The organism is Pantoea sp. K16, from assembly GCF_048452805.1.
GTDB lineage: Bacteria > Pseudomonadota > Gammaproteobacteria > Enterobacterales > Enterobacteriaceae > Pantoea > Pantoea agglomerans.
Genome location: NZ_JBLWNV010000005.1, coordinates 256,622 through 273,668, shown reverse-complemented (window position 1 = coordinate 273,668; position 17,047 = coordinate 256,622). Strand labels below are relative to the sequence as shown.

Below are 17,047 nucleotides of genomic sequence, written 5' to 3'. Positions count from 1 at the left end.
TTAACGCTTAACCCAGCCAAGCGTGCGCTCAGCCAGTTGATTTCTTAACCACGGCAGATGATCCATCGCCAGCAGGCCCAGGTTACGTCCTGCCACCAGCGGGCCATAGCGATTCGCAAAGACGCGAACCAGTCCGTCGGTGATACCGATGGTGGCGGCGCGGTCGGGCTGACGACGCTGCTGGTAATGATGCAGCACCGCATAGCTGCCGGGGTCCTGCTGTTGTCGATGGGCGGCTGCCAGCGTTTCAGCCAGCGACATCACATCGCGCAGGCCCAGGTTGAAGCCCTGCCCGGCAATCGGATGCAGCGTCTGCGCCGCATTGCCCACCACCGCCACGCGATGCGTCACCGGCGACATCGCCCGGTGCAGCGCCAGCGGGTAATACTCACGCTGACCGGTATGGGTGAATTTCCCCAGCCGCCAGCCAAAGGCACGCTGCAGCTGGCTGAGGAATTCAGCCTCGCTCCACTGCTCAATGCGTTCACGCTGTGAAACCGGATGACACCAGACCAGCGACAGGCGATTGCCGGACATCGGCAACAGCGCCAGCGGGCCATGTTCGGTAAAACGTTCAAATGCCCGGCCCTGATGGGGCAGCGCGGTGGAAACATTGGCAATCACGGCAAGCTGTTCATAGTCGTCTCTTTGCCACTGAATGCCGCACGAAGCCGCCAGCGCAGAGCGCGTGCCATCCGCCGCCACCAGCAGTTTGCCGCTGAGTTGTTCGCCACTGTCCAGCGTCACCTCAACCTGCTGCTCACGGCGGTTAGCCTGGGTAACACGAGCCGGACAGCGCAGCGTTACGCCGGGTGCTTTTTTCAGCTCAGCAAACAGACGCTGACCGACGTCAAACAGCTCGACAACCTGTCCCAGCGCCGGAATAGCGTAGTCAGCCGCCGCCAGCGACACAAAACCGGCGTGACCGCGATCGGAGACATGAATGTCGGTAATCGGCGTGGCACAACGGGCGATGTGCTGCCACAGATTGATGTCCGCAAGCTGCTGGCAGGTACCGGCAGAAAGCGCAATAGCGCGGCCGTCGAAACCGGGATGCGCCCGGCTGCCGGGCTCGCTGCTCTCTATCAGCGTTACCGGCAGTGTGCCCTGGGTCAGATGGGAGATCGCCAGCGCCAGCGTCGCCCCGGTCATGCCGCCACCGGCAATCAGAATCGTCATGCCTGTTTTGCCGCCGCCATCAATGCTTCAATCTCATCCGCCTCTTTCACGACGCTGTCGGTGAGATTTTCAATGCCATCTTCAGTGATCACAATGTCATCTTCGATTCGGATACCAATGCCGCGATACTGCGCGGGCACGTCGGCATCCGGTGCGATATAAAGACCCGGCTCGACGGTTAACACCATGCCAGGCTCCAGTACGCGGTCGCGGCTCGGGGTGCCGTAGTGGCCGACATCATGCACATCCAGCCCCAGCCAGTGGCCCAGGCCATGCATATAGAACTGACGATGGACTTCCTCGGCGATCAATGTATCGACGTCGCCCTCCAGGATGCCCAGCTCCACCAGCCCGGTGACCATGATGCGCACCACTTCATCATTCACTTCACGAATGCTGATGCCTGGCCGGAACAGTTCAAGCGAGCGGTTGAGGCAAGCCAGCACGATGTCATAAATCGCGCGCTGCGCCGGGCTGAATTTGCCGTTAACCGGGAAGGTGCGGGTGATATCGCCTGCATAGCCGTGGAACTCACAGCCTGCATCGATCAGCACCAGATCGCCGTCGCGCATTTCGCTTTCGTTTTCGGTGTAGTGCAGAATGCAGCCGTTAACTCCGGCACCCACAATGGTGTTATAGGAGGGAAAACGCGCACCGTGACGGTTAAATTCGTGCTGAATTTCCCCTTCGAGCTGATACTCGAACAGGCCTGGCCGACAGGCTTGCATGGCGCGGGTATGCGCCAGTGCACTGATTTTCCCGGCGCGACGTAACAGTTCAATCTCATCCGCATCTTTAAACAGGCGCATCTCATGCACCCAGGGACGCCAGTCAGTGAGGGTATCGGGCGCACTGAGATGCTGGCGGAAGCCGCGACGCAGCTTATCCAGCGCGCTGAACACCAGTGTGTCCGCGTGGGCATATTCGCCCTGCGCATGGTAAACCACATCCAGGCCATTCAGCAGCAGGTGCAGCTGGTCACCAATATCATTCCAGGGTAAAGCGCGATCGACGCCCAGTTTGTCGGGTGCGGCCTCCTGACCCAGACGACGGCCAGACCAGGTTTCCGCCGCAGGATCGCGCACGCGATTAAACAACACGCTGTGGTTATGATTCTCATCGCTTTTGATCAGTACCAGCAACGCCTGCGGCTCGTTAAAACCGGTGAAATACCAGAAGTCGCTGCTCTGGCGGAACGGATATTCGGTGTCATTACTGCGCATCACTTCTGGCGCAGCAAAGATTAACGCTGCGCTGCCAGGCACCATCTTCGCCAGCAGCGCCTGACGACGCTGCAGGAATCGTTCCAGTGAAATCATCTCTGCACTCCCTGTAAACTGACCGGTTAAACTCGTTGACCTGAAATTAGTGTAGCGTCGGTTTTTGCACTTCTGGCGCGGTTGGCTGCGGGCGGGTGAACGTATCGTGGCACAGCAGCGCGGCGACACGAACGTACTCAATCACCTCCTCCAGCGACTGCTCCAGCTCCTCCTGGTCTTCATCTTCTTCGTAACCGAGCTGTGCGATAGTGCGCAGATCATCGATTGCTTCGCCGGTTTCGCCGGTGACTTTATCCAGTTTAGGCTGTGTTACGCCCAGGCCGAGCAGAAAATGGTTAACCCAGCCCGCCAGCGCGTCGGCACGGTCAAAGACGGTGATGTCGTCGTCAGCAGGCAGCAGCAGCTGAAACAGGAAGCCTTCATCTTCCAGCGTAGTCGCCGTATGCTCGTGTAGTTCCGCCAGTGGCACGGCAAGAGTGTGTGAAAACGCCATGCCTTCGTTAGCCAGATCGTGTACCAGCGTCTTCCAGCTGGTGTCCTGGTTCCCACCGCAGAGGATGCCGCTCAGCAGGCCATGCATTTCCGCAGGCGTCATTCCAACACCCTGCTGTGAGAGCACCGCCGCGAGCGCGTTGTAATCGGGAGTTGCGTTCTGTAAGGACATAAGTTTTCATCGTCGTTGGCAGAATAAGTTCGTGTTATGCTACCACTAGCTGCCTCAAGGTTTCCAGAAAAGGGGTTGTATCTTATTTCGTGGGTCTATATAGTTGCCCGCCTCCCAAGCCATTGACTGCTAAGGGAGTTGCGAGCGAAGTAATCAGTCAGGAAGGTGGCATGTCTGCACAACCGGTAGATTTACAAATTTTTGGTCGTTCGTTGAGAGTAAATTGTCCGCCAGAGCAGCAAGATGCGCTCAATAGCGCGGCTGAAGATCTCAATCAACGGTTGCAAGATCTAAAAGTTCGCACTAGAGTCACCAATACAGAACAACTGGTGTTCATCGCCGCGTTAAACGTCTGCCACGAGCTGGCGCAAGAGAAAGTGAAAACGCGCGATTATGCTGCTAATATGGAACAGCGTATCCGTATGTTGCAGCAGACGATTGAACAGGCATTAGTTGAGCAGGGTCGCATCTCTGAGCGTGAGGGTGCGAAGTTCGAATAAAACTTCATGGTTGCTATACTTAAGTAACGGTGAGGTAAATTTTCTCTGAGATGTTTGCATGTGGGCCAGTCCCCTGAGCCGATATTTCGAAAAAACAGAATGTGACGCTCGTAACCTGTGTGCATGCTCGGTTCGTCCGAGAAGCCTGATGGTTATGACGGCATGTTCACCTTGAACCAAGGGTTCAAGGGTTACAGCCTACGGCGGCATCTCGGAGATCTCTCTTCCTGTAGTCCTGCTTTTTCCCCTGACTGACATGTTATAGTCGCTCAACAGCGACTTATCCGGCGGGGAAATCATGTCTGAACCTTCCATGTCTGAACCTTCAATGACCCAGCGTCAGGCGATTCGCCAGCATGTGCGACATCTGCGACGGGCACTTACCGATGAGCAGCAAACGCAGGCCGCTGAGCAGCTCGCTGAACATGCGCTCAACTACGCCCCGGTGACTGAAGCGCGCAATATCGCCCTGTTTCTGTCGGTGGATGGCGAACTGAATACCCGTCCGCTGATTGCGCGCCTCTGGCATCTGAAGAAAACGGTCTGTCTGCCGGTTTTACACCCCTTCTCCCCCGGTAATTTGTTGTTTCTGCGCTATTCGCCCGATACCCCATTGCTCAAAAATAAGCTGCGCATTCCTGAACCGCCGCTGGATATCCGGCAGGTGATCACCCTTGATCAACTGGATCTGATGATGGTGCCGCTGGTGGCGTTTGATCAGCATGGACAGCGTCTGGGGATGGGCGGCGGCTTTTATGATCGCACCCTGCAGAACTGGCGGCAGCACGGTTTTTTGCCGGTGGGCCTGGCACACGATTGTCAGCAGGTCGATAGCCTGCCGGTGGCAGAATGGGATGTGCCTTTGCCGGCGGTAATGACGCCATCAAAACTCTGGCAGTGGGAGTAGAAGAGTCGCTTTTGCAGACAAGTGAAAACCCATACCTGGGCGCATCTGGCAGCAATAAAATAGCTTAACGCGCAGGGAACATGGTCAGAAGAGGAAAGCGTCCCGCCGCCCGGATAAAAACGCCGGGAGCGTTTTTAAACAACGCAACGCGTTGGCCCGGTTACGGGCGCACCTCAGGGATGAGGTGCGTAATCGCGCGGGCCGGGCATGCCATGGATGGCGGCTTTTGCATCTTTCCGATCTGACCGTGTTCTCTTCGCAGTCTCGGTCTTACAGCAAATCGGGACAGCCTGTATTAACTACCTGAAGAGACGCGACTAAGCGCCTGTTCAGGTTGGTAGCGCTTAGTAAAGCAGACGGGCGCGAATGGTACCCGGAATCGCCTTCATCAGTTGCAGCGCGTTCTCGGCCACTTCCGGCTCTGCATCAATGTCGATCACCACATAGCCCATAAACGGCGAGGTTTGCAGATACTGGGCGGCGATGTTGATGCCCTGCTCGGCAAAAATCTGGTTGATGGCCGTCAGCACGCCAGGGCGGTTCTCATGGATATGCAGCAGACGACTGGCGCTGATACCGTGAATCGGCAGTGACACTTCAGGGAAGTTAACAGCCGAGAGAGTCGAGCCGTTATCGGAGTATTTCGCCAGCTTGCCCGCCACTTCAATGCCGATGTTCTCCTGCGCTTCTTCCGTCGAGCCGCCAATGTGCGGCGTCAGGATCACGTTGTCGAACTCACTCAGTGGAGAGATAAACGGCTCGCTGTTGGTAGCTGGCTCGCTCGGGAAGACGTCGATGGCTGCGCCACCCACATGCTTGCTGGCCAGCGCATCGCACAGCGCCGGGATATCCACCACCGTGCCGCGTGAGGCGTTAATCAGCAGCGCGCCAGGCTTCATCTGCGCCAGCTGCTCTGCACCAATCATATCCTGTGTAGAGACGGTTTCCGGCACGTGCAGGCTGACAACGTCGCTCATGTTGAGGAGATCGGCCAGATGGCGTACCTGCGTGGCATTACCCAGCGGCAGCTTGTTTTCAATGTCGTAGAAGAAAACATGCATACCCAGGCTTTCTGCCAGCACGCCCAGCTGCATTCCGATATGGCCGTAACCGATAATACCCAGTTTTTTGCCACGCGCTTCAAATGAGCCTTTGGCAATCTTATTCCAGATGCCACGGTGTGCTTTCGCATTCGCTTCCGGGATGCCACGCAGCATCAGCAGCATCTCACCAATCACCAGCTCCGCAACCGAGCGGGTATTTGAGAACGGCGCATTGAACACGGGAATACCCCGGCTGGCAGCCGCCTGCAGATCAACCTGGTTGGTACCGATACAGAAACAGCCAACGGCGACCAGCTTTTCAGCCGCCGCAAAAATCTCTTCAGTGAGCTGGGAGCGGGAACGGATACCAATAAAGTGTGCATCACGGATCGATGCTTTTAACGCGTCGGAATCCAGTGCGCCCTTATGGAATTCGATGTTGGTATAGCCTGCAGCCCGCAGGTTCTCCAGCGCGCTCTGATGGACACCTTCCACCAGCAGGAACTTAATCTTATCTTTTTCCAGTGATACCTTTGCCATTTCCCGATCCTATTCAGCATTCAATGAGGACTACCATAAGCCAGCCTTCTGTCAAAATATCAAAAAAATCGCGTCGGGCAATACAAACGATTGCCCGGCCGCCAGCACGGCAGCGGCTGACGGCAGCACATTGCCGGACAAAATAAGGAGGTCGGACTGGAAGAGAGAACGAACCCGCTGCCGATGACGGTTATGTGACATAAGTCACCAAATTTCACCGCAGCGAGAAAAGATGATTTGCAGGCAGAAATAACCGACGCCGCATCGACGCCGGACAGATCATTTTTTGATGGTTTTCACGCCATCAGGCCCGCCAATCAGTGCAATATCGGCACCACGCGCGGCAAAAAGGCCCACGGTAACGACGCCAGGCAAGGCGTTGATGGTTTTTTCCAGCTCAATGGGATCGAGAATGCGCAGATTATGCACATCGAGAATAATGTTGCCGTTATCGGTGACCACGTTCTGACGATACTCAGGCAAGCCGCCCATTTTCACCAGCTGACGCGCCACATAACTGCGCGCCATCGGGATCACCTCGACCGGCAGCGGGAAACGGCCCAGCACATCGACCTCTTTTGAAGCGTCAGCGATACAGATAAAGGTTTCAGCCACGGCGGCCACGATCTTTTCGCGCGTCAGCGCCGCGCCGCCGCCTTTGATCATCTGCATCTGTGGGTTGATCTCATCCGCGCCATCTACGTACACCGACAGCAGGTCAATCTCGTTCAGGTCGAACACCTGAATACCCAGGCTCTTCAGCTTCTGGGTTGAGGCATCCGAGCTGGAGACGGCACCTTCAATCTGATGCCTGACCGTGGCAAGCGCATCGATAAAGTGGGCAGCGGTGGATCCGGTGCCCACACCAACAACGGTGCCCGGCTGCACGTACTCAAGTGCAGCCCAGCCAACGGCTTTTTTCAGTTCATCCTGGGTCATGGTATGTTTAAAACCTGTGCGACAACGAAGTGCGCGTAGTATAAAACAAGGCTTGCTGAAAATGCTCGGCTGACCGACGCGGATTTATCGCTTTGGAAGCCAGCCCACAAAAAACAAGAGAGCCATCACAGGTGACACTTTTGTGGCATATTGACATCCATCCTGAAGGAGAGAGAAGAATAATGAAACGCCCGGATTATCGAACGCTTCAGGCGCTGGATTCAGTGATCCGCGAACGCGGATTTGAGCGTGCCGCTCAAAAATTATGTATCACCCAGTCAGCGGTTTCACAGCGTATCAAGCAGCTGGAGAATCTGTTTGGTCAGCCGCTGCTGGTGCGCACGGTGCCACCACGTCCGACCGAACAGGGTCAGAAACTGCTGGCGTTGCTGCACCAGGTGGAACTGCTGGAAGAGGAGTGGCTGGGCGATGAGAACAGTGGCACCACGCCACTGCTGCTGTCGCTGGCGGTCAATGCCGACAGTCTGGCGACCTGGCTGCTGCCTGCACTGAAGGATGTGCTGGCAGATTCACCCGTACGCCTGAATCTGCAGGTCGAAGATGAAACCCGCACCCAGGAGCGTCTGCGTCGTGGTGAAGTGGTGGGTGCGGTGAGTATTCAGCCGCAGCCGCTGCCCAGTTGCCTGGTGGATCAGCTCGGTGCGCTCGACTACCTGTTTGTAGCGTCGCGCGACTTTGCCGATCGCTTCTTCCCCAACGGCGTCACCCGCTCTGCCCTGCTGAAAGCGCCTGCGGTGGCGTTTGACCATCTTGATGATATGCATCAGGCCTTCCTGCAACAGAACTTTGATCTCTCACCGGGCAGTGTGCCCTGCCACATCGTGAACTCCTCTGAAGCCTTTGTGCAGATGGCGCGACAGGGTTCGACCTGCTGTATGATCCCGCATTTGCAGATTGAGCGTGAGCTGGCGAGCGGTGAGTTAATAGATCTGACGCCAGGCTTGTGTCAGCGCCGGATGCTCTACTGGCATCGTTTTGCGCCGGAAAGCAGGTTAATGCGTCGGGTGACCGATGCGCTGATTGCGCATGGACATCGGGTGCTTCGTCAGGATGACGTCGCAGCCTGAAAACAAAAACGGGGCGAAAGCCCCGTTTTTACTGCTGACAAATTATGCCCCGAACGGCTGTAAGGATGGATTGGCTCAGGGAACAAGGTCAGATCGGAAAGGCGCTTAAGCCAATCCCTGGCCGCTCGGCCCGCGCCGTCCATGGCGCGGGACGCTTTCCTCCTCTGACCATGTTCCCTTCGCTTTGAATTTATTCATTGCGGTCAGATCCTGAGATTCATCGGCAGTCTTAACGGGGCATCAGCCCCATTTTGCACTATGGCGTATTGGGCTTGATCTCAAACACCACATCAACCTGATCGTCAAAGTTGATGCTCTGCTGATCGTAGGTCTCCTGCGCCGAGGTATCTGCCGCTGCAGCCGCTTTATACATACGGTTCATCGGCATCGGCTGATAGTTAGCGACCTGATAACGAATGCTGTAGATCGATCCCAGCTTCGCGTTAAAGCCTTCAGCCAGCTGTGATGCCTGCTGAGTCGCATTTTTAATCGCTGCTTTACGCGCCTGCTCTTTGTAACTCTCCGGATTTGCCACGCCTAACTCGACGCTACGCACCTCATTCAGACCGGACTTCAGCGCCCCGTCCAGCAGATCATTCAGCTTGTCCAGCTGACGCAGGGTTACCTGCACCTGACGCACCGCACGGTAGCCTTTCAGGACGGATTTACCCTCTTTGGTGTAATCGTACTCAGGCTGGGTGCTCAGGTTTGCCGCATCAATATCTTTCTTCTCAATGCCGTTTTTCTGCAGAAAATCGAAATATTGTGCAACCCGGCTATCCGCCTGCTTTTTCGCATCTGCGGCATCTTTTGACGACACGTTCACCACGATAGAGAGCGTGGCGATATCGGGACGGGCATCGACCGTTGCCTTGCCTGAGGTCACCACGTGTGGCCCGTTCGGTAACTCATCAGCGTATACGCCAGGCAATGCCCCGGCGCTCATGATTGCGGCCAGAGCCAATGCTTTCAGTTTCATGAAAGTCCTCCTTGAAAAGGTACTATGACGGCTTCCAACCGGCGAAGCCCAACAGCGCATCGGTATGCGCCATGCTTTGAGTGGTCATTATGGCAAAAGTTCGGCCTCCGCGCGGCAATAACCGCACCGGATCGACGTTGGGATCAAAATCCGGCAATGCCCTGGCGCGCCAGTTGCAGGGCGATAAACCACATCACCGCGCCTACCAGCAGGTTAATGATGCGCTGGGCTTTGGCGGTGCGCAGGCGTGGTGACAGCCAGGCGGCCAGCAGCGCCAGACCAAAGAACCACAGGATCGACGCACTGATGGTGCCCAGCGCAAACCACTGACGCGCAGTGGTGGTCGGCAACTGACCGCCAAGACTGCCCAGTACCACAAAGGTATCAAGATAGACGTGCGGATTGAGCCAGGTCACTGCCAGCAGCGTCGCTATAATGCGTCCCCTGCTCTGCTTTAATGGCTCACCGTCCGCCAGATCGGCGTCGCCGCGAAAAGCGCTACGCAGTGCGCCCCAGCCATACCACAACAGAAAGGCTACGCCCGCCCAGGTGATCACCATCAGCAGCAGTGGAGACTGGCTCAGCAAGGCGCTGCCGCCAAAGATCCCACCGCAAATCAGCAGAATATCGCTCAGCGAGCAGAGGGCCGCCGTCATCAGATGATATTGACGCTTCACGCCCTGATTCATCACAAAAGCGTTCTGCGGGCCCAGCGGCAGAATCAGCGCGGCGCCCAGGGCAAGCCCCTGAAAATAGAGAGATAACACAGGATTATTTCCTCACATCGTTAGAGGAGGAGAAGTATAAAGAGAGAGGATGATTAGCGGAAATTGAAAGAATTAATCTGCGATTAGCAAAATGAATGGGCGACAGACGCCGCCCACTGAAAAATTACTGTGGCTGAACCTGGGTTGCTTCTGCTTCAGGCGCCGGCTTCTGATGCAGATGCACATCCATCTGCGGATAAGGAATACCAATCCCTTTTCCATCCAGCGCACGCTTAAAGTTCTTCAGCAGATCCCAGTAAACGTCCTGCAGGTCGCCGCTGTTGCTCCAGCAACGCACCACAAAGTTCATAGAGGAGGCTGCCAGTTCGTTAAGACCGATCTGGATACCTTTATCTTTCAGCACGCGGCTATCCGCTTCTACAACCTGTTGCAGTAAGGCGATCACTTCATCCACATCCGCCTCGTAAGCCACGCCAATGATAAATTCATTACGGCGAACCGGTTCACGCGAGAAGTTGACGATGTTCCCGCTGATGATCTTGCCGTTTGGCACCACCACGATTTTGCCGTCTGCCGTTCTCAGCGTGGTGGAGAAAATCTGCACATGCAGCACGGTTCCCATAACGCCGCCCAGATCGACGAACTCGCCGGTGCGAAACGGACGGAAGGTGACCAGCAGAACGCCTGCAGCAAGGTTAGAGAGTGATCCCTGCAGCGCCAGACCCACGGCCAGACCCGCAGCACCCAGCACGGCAATCACCGAGGCGGTCTGCACACCGATGCGTCCCAGCGCTGCGATAACGGTGAAGGCGATAACCCCATAGCGCACCAATGCGGAGAGGAAGTCCGCCACGGTAGCGTCTATGTGACGGGCGCGCAGCAGGCGATTTACGGCATTAGAAATGATACGGGCGATAATCATCCCGATAATAATGATGGCAATAGCTGCAACGATATTTACGGCATAGCTGATGATCAGCGCCTGATTGCGAACCAGCCAGTTACCTGCGTTGTTTAAGCCGTCGACGACGTGTAACTCTTCCATTAATAAGCCCTGTTGTTAGATTCCCACCGGGAATGAAAAAACTGCCAGATGACATCCGACACCCTGCCATAAAGGGTAATCAATTATCTCCTTAAGCGCCAAACCGACCGGCGTTTAACCCTGTTTTTCCAGAAATTGTGCATAAAAAAAGGCCCTTTCGGGCCTTTTTTGTACGGTAACGACTCTTCAGTTACAGCACGTCGACAGCGTTAAGCTCTTTGAAAGCCTGCTCCAGACGCACCACCATAGAGGCCTGGGCTGAACGCAGCCAGACGCGTGGGTCGTAGTATTTTTTGTTTGGCTTGTCAGCGCCTTCCGGGTTACCCAGCTGCGACTGCAGATAGCCTTCGTTCTTTTTGTAGTACTGCAGGATGCCGTCCCAGGTTGCCCATTGGGTATCGGTATCGATGTTCATCTTGATCACGCCGTAGCTGATAGACTCTTCGATTTCTGCAGCAGAAGAACCTGAACCGCCGTGGAAAACGAAGTCCAGCGCGTTGTGCGGCAGGCCATGTTTTTCACACACATATTTCTGCGAATCGCGCAGAATGGTTGGGGTCAGTTTCACGTTGCCTGGCTTGTAAACGCCGTGTACGTTACCGAATGAAGCCGCAATGGTGAAGCGCGGGCTGATAGCATTCAGTTTTTCGTACGCGTAGTTCACATCTTCTGGCTGGGTGTAGAGTGCAGATGCGTCCATGTGGCTGTTATCAACGCCATCTTCTTCACCACCGGTGCAGCCCAGTTCGATTTCCAGCGTCATGTCGAGTTTCGCCATGCGCGCCAGATATTTGCTGCTGATCTCGATGTTCTCTTCCAGTGACTCTTCTGACAGGTCGATCATGTGAGAAGAGAAGAGTGGCTTACCGTTTTTCTGGAAGTACTCTTCACCTGCGTCCAGCAGACCGTCGATCCATGGCAGCAGTTTCTTGGCACAGTGGTCAGTGTGCAGGATAACCGGCACGCCATACTGCTCAGCCATCAGGTGAACATGGTGCGCACCCGCGATAGCGCCGAAAATTGCCGCGCCCTGTGGTTTGTCAGTCTTGAAGCCTTTACCCGCGATAAATGCAGCACCGCCGTTAGAGAACTGGATGATGATTGGCGCTTTAACTTTCGCCGCTGCTTCCAGTGCCGCATTGATGGAGTCAGTGCCGACGCAGTTTACGGCTGGCAGTGCGAATTTGTTCTCTTTCGCAACTTTGAAGATCTTCTGTACGTCATCACCAGTGACAACGCCGGGTTTTACGAAATCAAAAATTTTAGACATGATTGTGTCCTGTTTCGTGACCGTTGTTCCCCTTGAGGAACGTCGATTTAAACGCCCAGACGGGCAAGACTTCAGGCGATGCCGCCAGGCATCGCCCCCAAAGGATTACTGCTTCGCACGCTCTTCCAGCATGGCAACTGCAGGCAGTTTTTTGCCTTCCACGAACTCAAGGAACGCGCCGCCGCCGGTAGAGATGTAGGAAATTTTGTCTTCGATGCCGAACAGGTCGATAGCCGCTAAGGTATCGCCGCCGCCTGCAACAGAGAAGGCATCGCTGTCTGCAATGGCGTTAGCTACGATCTCGGTGCCTTTACGGAAATTAGGGAACTCAAACACGCCTACCGGGCCATTCCACAGGATGGTTTTGGCATCCTTCAGGATGGCAGCCATCGCCTGTGCGGTTTCATCACCAAAGTCCATAATCTCTTCGTTATCCGCAACTTCCGAAACCTTTTTCACGGTAGCGGTCGCAGTTTCAGAGAATTCTGTGCCAACGCGTGAATCAGTTGGAACCGGAATACCGTGCTGATCGCGCAGGCCTTTAGCCGCTTCAACGAAGTCTGGCTCATATAGGGATTTGCCGACGTTGTTGTCGATAGCGACGAAGGTGTTGGCAATGCCGCCGCCCACAATCACGGTGTCCGCGATTTTGACCAGAGATTGCAGCACATCAAATTTGGTAGAGACTTTAGAACCCCCTACCACAGCCACCAGCGGACGCTCCGGGTTGCTCATGACTTTACCCAGCGCTTCCAGTTCTGCAGAGAGCAGCGGGCCAGCACAGGCGATAGGGGCAAATTTACCGACGCCGTGGGTAGAAGCCTGTGCGCGGTGCGCGGTACCAAAGGCGTCCATCACAAAGACGTCGCACAGAGCAGCATATTTTTTAGACAGTGCTTCGTCATCTTTCTTTTCGCCTTTGTTAAAGCGAACGTTTTCCAGCACAACCAGTTCGCCAGCGCCGACTTCAACGCCATCGAGGTAATCTTTTGCCAGGGTCACGGTGGTGCCGCTAAGCTTGTCTTTCAGGTAGTTAACTACCGGCAGCAGCGAGAACTCTTCATTGTATTCACCTTCGGTCGGACGACCCAGGTGAGAGGTAACCATTACTTTCGCGCCCTGTTTCAACGCCGCTTCAATGGTTGGCAGAGAAGCACGGATACGTGCATCAGACGTCACTTTACCTTCTTTAACCGGTACGTTCAGATCGGCACGGATCAGAACGCGTTTACCAGCCAGATCCAGATCGGTCATCTTAATTACAGACATGGTGAATCCTCTCGTTGATTCTCATAAGTTTTGCCAGACGCATACCGCGTCTTACCTGAAACCGCTTGCGGCCATCGCTAACGTCGTGTCGAGCATTCGGTTAGCAAAGCCCCATTCGTTGTCACACCAGACCAGGGTCTTGATAAGGTGTTGACCGCTGACCCGCGTTTGTGTTCCGTCCACAATGGCACTGTGCGGATCATGGTTAAAATCTACTGAGACTAACGGTAATTCCGTATAGTCAACTATACCACGAAATGTCCCTTCTGCCGCGCTTCGCAACAGGGTGTTAACTTCACACGCCGTCACCGCCTGATGCACAGAAACGCTGAGATCAATGGCCGTCACGTTAATCGTCGGAACGCGAACGGCTATCGCCTCGAAGCGATCGTTGAATTTCGGAAAAATACGGGTAATGCCTGCCGCCAGGCGAGTGTCCACCGGGATGATCGACTGACTGGCTGCACGCGTACGGCGCAGATCGCTGTGATAGGCGTCGATCACCTGCTGATCGTGCATCGCCGAGTGGATCGTGGTGACGGTGCCGGATTCGATACCAAACGCATCATCCAGCAGTTTAATCACCGGGATAATGCAGTTAGTGGTACAGGAAGCGTTGGAGACGATGCGGTCACTGGCGGTGAGTAACTGCTGGTTAACGCCATACACCACTGTGGCGTCGAGATCGTTTCCGCCGGGATGAGAGAACAGCACTTTTTTGGCGCCAGCCTGAAGATGCGCTTCGCCATCAGCGCGTGAGCCATAGACGCCGGTGCAGTCCAGCACCACATCCACGTCGAGTTCACGCCACGGCAGATCGGCAATTGCTGCACGGTGCAAAATGCGCAGGGTATCGCCACCCACCCACATTACATCGCGCTCCTGGCGGACATCGAAAGCAAAACGGCCATGGCTGGTATCGTATTTCAGCAGATGCGCCATACCGGTGGCTTCTGCCAGCTCGTTAATCGCGACCACGGTGATCTCTGCACGTCGGCCCGTTTCATACAGCGCGCGCAGGACGTTGCGTCCAATCCGGCCAAAACCATTTATCGCTACCCGTACCGTCATTTCTCTCCTGCCACGTCAGACTGAAAAAAACGTGCCGTTAGCCTGAGCGTTTCACTGCATTTTGTACAGGAGATTCTTACCCGGCATTGTCCGAAACCAGGGCGATTTGCCTGGCGACTGAAACGGTTCAGCTACAATAATAGAAGGAAGGAATAACAGGAATGATTGTGATCAATCTGGCTGCTTAAATTTGGATCTTCGTCACAAATTAAGGCAAAAGGCGGTTATTACTGCAGGAATAAAAAAATAAAAGGGACGAAAATCTCGTCCCTCTTTTTTTACAGCCGGGCGGGAACAGGCCAGCCTGACCGGTTTTACGCCAGCAGCGCTTTCGCTTTCGCGACGACGTTGTCGATGGTAAAGCCAAACAGTTCGAACAGCTGATCGGCAGGTGCAGATTCGCCGAAGCTGGTCATGCCCACGATAGCGCCGTTCAGGCCGGTGTATTTGAACCAGTAATCAGCGATGCCCGCTTCGATTGCGACGCGTGCGCTGACCGCTTTTGGCAGTACGGATTCACGGTACTCATCACTCTGCTTGTCGAAGGCATCCGTTGATGGCATAGAGACCACGCGCACTTTGCGGCCTTCGCTGGTGAGTTTGTCCCAGGCACCGACAGCCAGTTCAACTTCGGAACCGGTGGCGATCAGGATCAGCTCAGGCGTGCCATCGCAATCTTTCAGCACGTAACCGCCGCGCGCTACGTTAGCCAGCTGAGCAGTGTCACGCTCCTGCTGCGCCAGGTTCTGACGGGAGAAGATCAGCGCAGTCGGGCCATCTTTACGCTCAATGGCATATTTCCACGCCACCGCGGATTCAACCTGGTCACATGGACGCCACAGGCTCATGTTTGGCGTGGTGCGCAGGCTCGCCATCTGTTCAACCGGCTGGTGCGTCGGGCCATCTTCGCCCAGACCGATAGAGTCGTGGGTGTAGACCATGATCTGACGGATCTTCATCAGTGCCGCCATACGCGCTGCGTTACGCGCATATTCAACAAACATCAGGAAGGTCGCGGTGTAAGGCAGGAAGCCGCCGTGCAGCGCCAGGCCATTGGCGATTGCGGTCATACCGAACTCACGCACGCCGTAGTGGATGTAGTTACCCGCAGCATCTTCGTTGATCGGCTTAGAGCCAGACCAGATTGTCAGGTTGCTGGGTGCCAGATCGGCTGAGCCGCCCAGGTATTCCGGCAGAATTTTACCGAAAGCTTCAATAGCATTCTGTGAGGCTTTACGGCTGGCGATCTTCGCCGGGTTCGCCTGCAGCTGCTCAACGAACTTCTGCGACTCTTCCTGCCAGTTAGCTGGCAGTTCGTTGCTGACGCGGCGTTTAAACTCGGCAGCCAGTTCAGGATGAGCCTGTGCGTAAGCGGCGAATTTCTCATTCCATGCAGACTCTTTCGCCTGGCCCGCTTCTTTCGCGTCCCACTCAGCGTAGATATCAGAAGGAATAACGAACGGCGCGTGGTTCCAGCCCAGCTGTTTGCGGGTCAGTGCCACTTCATCATCACCCAGCGGTGCGCCGTGTGAATCATGGGTACCGGCTTTGTTCGGTGAACCAAAACCGATAACGGTTTTGCACATCAGCAGGGAAGGCTTGTCGCTGACGCTTTTCGCTTCTTCGATCGCTTTCGCAATCGCATCCGCATCGTGACCATCGACGCCGCGCACCACGTGCCAGCCATAAGCTTCAAAGCGCTTAGCGGTGTCGTCGGTGAACCAGCCATCAATGTGACCGTCGATAGAGATACCGTTGTCATCATAAAACGCCACCAGTTTGCCCAGCTTCAGGGTACCGGCCAGTGAGCAGACTTCGTGCGAGATACCTTCCATCATGCAGCCATCACCCATGAAGACATAGGTGTTGTGGTCTACGATATCATGACCCGGACGGTTGAACTGTGCTGCCAGCGTGCGCTCAGCAATGGCAAAACCTACTGCGTTAGCGATGCCCTGCCCCAGCGGACCGGTGGTGGTTTCAACGCCCACGGTGTAGCCATATTCCGGGTGACCTGGAGTTTTTGAGTGCAGCTGACGGAAGTTTTCCAGTTCGCTCAGGGGCAGATCGTAACCGGTCAGGTGCAACAGGCTATAGATCAGCATTGAGCCGTGACCGTTAGAGAGCACGAAACGGTCGCGGTCAGCCCACAGCGGGTTGGTTGGGTTGTGGTTCAGGTAGCCGCGCCAGAGTACTTCAGCGATGTCCGCCATGCCCATTGGGGCACCCGGATGTCCCGATTTCGCTTTCTGTACTGCATCCATACTTAACGCACGAATGGCGTTGGCAAGCTCTTTACGAGAGGGCATTTTCTACTCCAGGTCGGATTAATGCTTCGCACCTTAACTTATTGTTATTAATGAGTTACCGGGCAAAACAAGGAAAAAGTTGCCCATCAATGTACATGAGAAACGGGGCAAAAGTACATGCTGTAAAACGCTAAATGCAGCCGCTTCGTATGGCTTTTCCAGCCATATCTGCTAGCAAAGTGCAGACTGGCACGCTATAACCAAATCGTTTATTCACCTGTCTGAGTTTCAGGTGT

At 55.3% G+C, this 17,047-nt stretch carries 15 protein-coding genes and 1 other RNA gene; 4 read left to right on the top strand and 12 right to left on the bottom strand.

Annotated elements, in window-relative coordinates; all coding sequences use genetic code 11:
* Genes ubiH through ACK13D_RS08940 form a run of 3 tightly spaced genes read right to left on the bottom strand, consistent with a single transcriptional unit; the run spans position 1 to position 3,123 of the window.
* Complete coding sequence (ubiH, locus tag ACK13D_RS08950; protein WP_124890312.1) at positions 1-1,179, bottom strand: 2-octaprenyl-6-methoxyphenyl hydroxylase; 1,179 nt, start codon at positions 1,177-1,179, stop codon at positions 1-3.
* Positions 1,176-2,498 carry a Xaa-Pro aminopeptidase gene (gene pepP, locus ACK13D_RS08945; protein WP_080694246.1) on the bottom strand — a complete coding sequence of 441 codons (1,323 nt, stop codon included), beginning with the start codon at positions 2,496-2,498 and terminating at the stop codon, positions 1,176-1,178. The genes ubiH and pepP overlap by 4 nt, the downstream gene beginning before the upstream one ends.
* 46 nt (positions 2,499-2,544) lie before the next feature.
* Positions 2,545-3,123 carry a YecA/YgfB family protein gene (locus ACK13D_RS08940; protein ID WP_022623836.1) on the bottom strand — a complete coding sequence of 193 codons (579 nt, stop codon included), beginning with the start codon at positions 3,121-3,123 and terminating at the stop codon, positions 2,545-2,547.
* Positions 3,124-3,293: 170 nt separating this feature from the next.
* Between ACK13D_RS08940 and zapA the strand changes: the two genes are divergently transcribed.
* From zapA to ACK13D_RS08925, 3 genes are all read left to right on the top strand, one after another.
* Positions 3,294-3,623, top strand: a complete 330-nt coding sequence (gene zapA / locus ACK13D_RS08935) for a cell division protein ZapA (RefSeq protein WP_008925677.1) — start codon at positions 3,294-3,296, stop codon at positions 3,621-3,623.
* Positions 3,624-3,662: 39 nt separating this feature from the next.
* Positions 3,663-3,845: non-coding RNA, 6S RNA (gene ssrS, locus ACK13D_RS08930), on the top strand.
* Positions 3,846-3,936: 91 nt separating this feature from the next.
* Positions 3,937-4,530 (top strand): 5-formyltetrahydrofolate cyclo-ligase, encoded by a 594-nt coding sequence (locus tag ACK13D_RS08925; protein WP_010671060.1) that lies wholly within the window; start codon positions 3,937-3,939, stop codon positions 4,528-4,530.
* A 344-nt stretch (positions 4,531-4,874) separates the two neighbouring features.
* Here the strand turns inward: ACK13D_RS08925 and serA are convergent, their stop codons facing one another.
* Both serA and rpiA read right to left on the bottom strand, forming a co-directional pair.
* The gene (serA, locus tag ACK13D_RS08920) at positions 4,875-6,113 is read right to left on the bottom strand and encodes a phosphoglycerate dehydrogenase (RefSeq protein WP_010248817.1); all 1,239 of its coding nucleotides are present in this window, start codon (positions 6,111-6,113) and stop codon (positions 4,875-4,877) included.
* A 279-nt stretch (positions 6,114-6,392) separates the two neighbouring features.
* Entirely contained in the window at positions 6,393-7,052 is a 660-nt protein-coding gene (gene rpiA / locus ACK13D_RS08915) for a ribose-5-phosphate isomerase RpiA (protein WP_010248819.1), read from the bottom strand.
* 182 nt (positions 7,053-7,234) lie between these two features.
* Here rpiA and ACK13D_RS08910 point away from each other — a divergent pair, with 182 nt between their 5' ends.
* Complete coding sequence (locus tag ACK13D_RS08910; protein WP_010248822.1) at positions 7,235-8,140, top strand: LysR family transcriptional regulator ArgP; 906 nt, start codon at positions 7,235-7,237, stop codon at positions 8,138-8,140.
* 256 nt (positions 8,141-8,396) lie between these two features.
* On the opposite strand, the gene ACK13D_RS08905 is transcribed toward ACK13D_RS08910, so the two are convergent.
* The 7 genes from ACK13D_RS08905 to tkt form a co-directional block, all read right to left on the bottom strand.
* The gene (locus tag ACK13D_RS08905; RefSeq protein WP_064690347.1) at positions 8,397-9,119 is read right to left on the bottom strand and encodes an oxidative stress defense protein; all 723 of its coding nucleotides are present in this window, start codon (positions 9,117-9,119) and stop codon (positions 8,397-8,399) included.
* Between the two features lie 143 nt (positions 9,120-9,262).
* A complete protein-coding gene (argO, locus tag ACK13D_RS08900; RefSeq protein WP_010671062.1) occupies positions 9,263-9,886 on the bottom strand; it encodes an arginine exporter ArgO in 624 nt (207 codons plus the stop codon).
* 124 nt (positions 9,887-10,010) lie between these two features.
* The gene (gene mscS / locus ACK13D_RS08895; protein ID WP_010248833.1) at positions 10,011-10,892 is read right to left on the bottom strand and encodes a small-conductance mechanosensitive channel MscS; all 882 of its coding nucleotides are present in this window, start codon (positions 10,890-10,892) and stop codon (positions 10,011-10,013) included.
* Positions 10,893-11,082: 190 nt separating this feature from the next.
* Positions 11,083-12,162 carry a class II fructose-bisphosphate aldolase gene (gene fbaA / locus ACK13D_RS08890; RefSeq protein ID WP_010248835.1) on the bottom strand — a complete coding sequence of 360 codons (1,080 nt, stop codon included), beginning with the start codon at positions 12,160-12,162 and terminating at the stop codon, positions 11,083-11,085.
* 105 nt (positions 12,163-12,267) lie between these two features.
* On the bottom strand, positions 12,268-13,431 hold the full coding sequence (gene pgk, locus ACK13D_RS08885) for a phosphoglycerate kinase (RefSeq protein WP_010248837.1): 1,164 nt from the start codon (positions 13,429-13,431) through the stop codon (positions 12,268-12,270).
* Positions 13,432-13,482: 51 nt separating this feature from the next.
* Complete coding sequence (gene epd, locus ACK13D_RS08880; RefSeq protein WP_010248839.1) at positions 13,483-14,502, bottom strand: erythrose-4-phosphate dehydrogenase; 1,020 nt, start codon at positions 14,500-14,502, stop codon at positions 13,483-13,485.
* Between the two features lie 314 nt (positions 14,503-14,816).
* Entirely contained in the window at positions 14,817-16,811 is a 1,995-nt protein-coding gene (gene tkt / locus ACK13D_RS08875; RefSeq protein WP_182500789.1) for a transketolase, read from the bottom strand.
* Positions 16,812-17,047 lie beyond the last annotated feature (236 nt).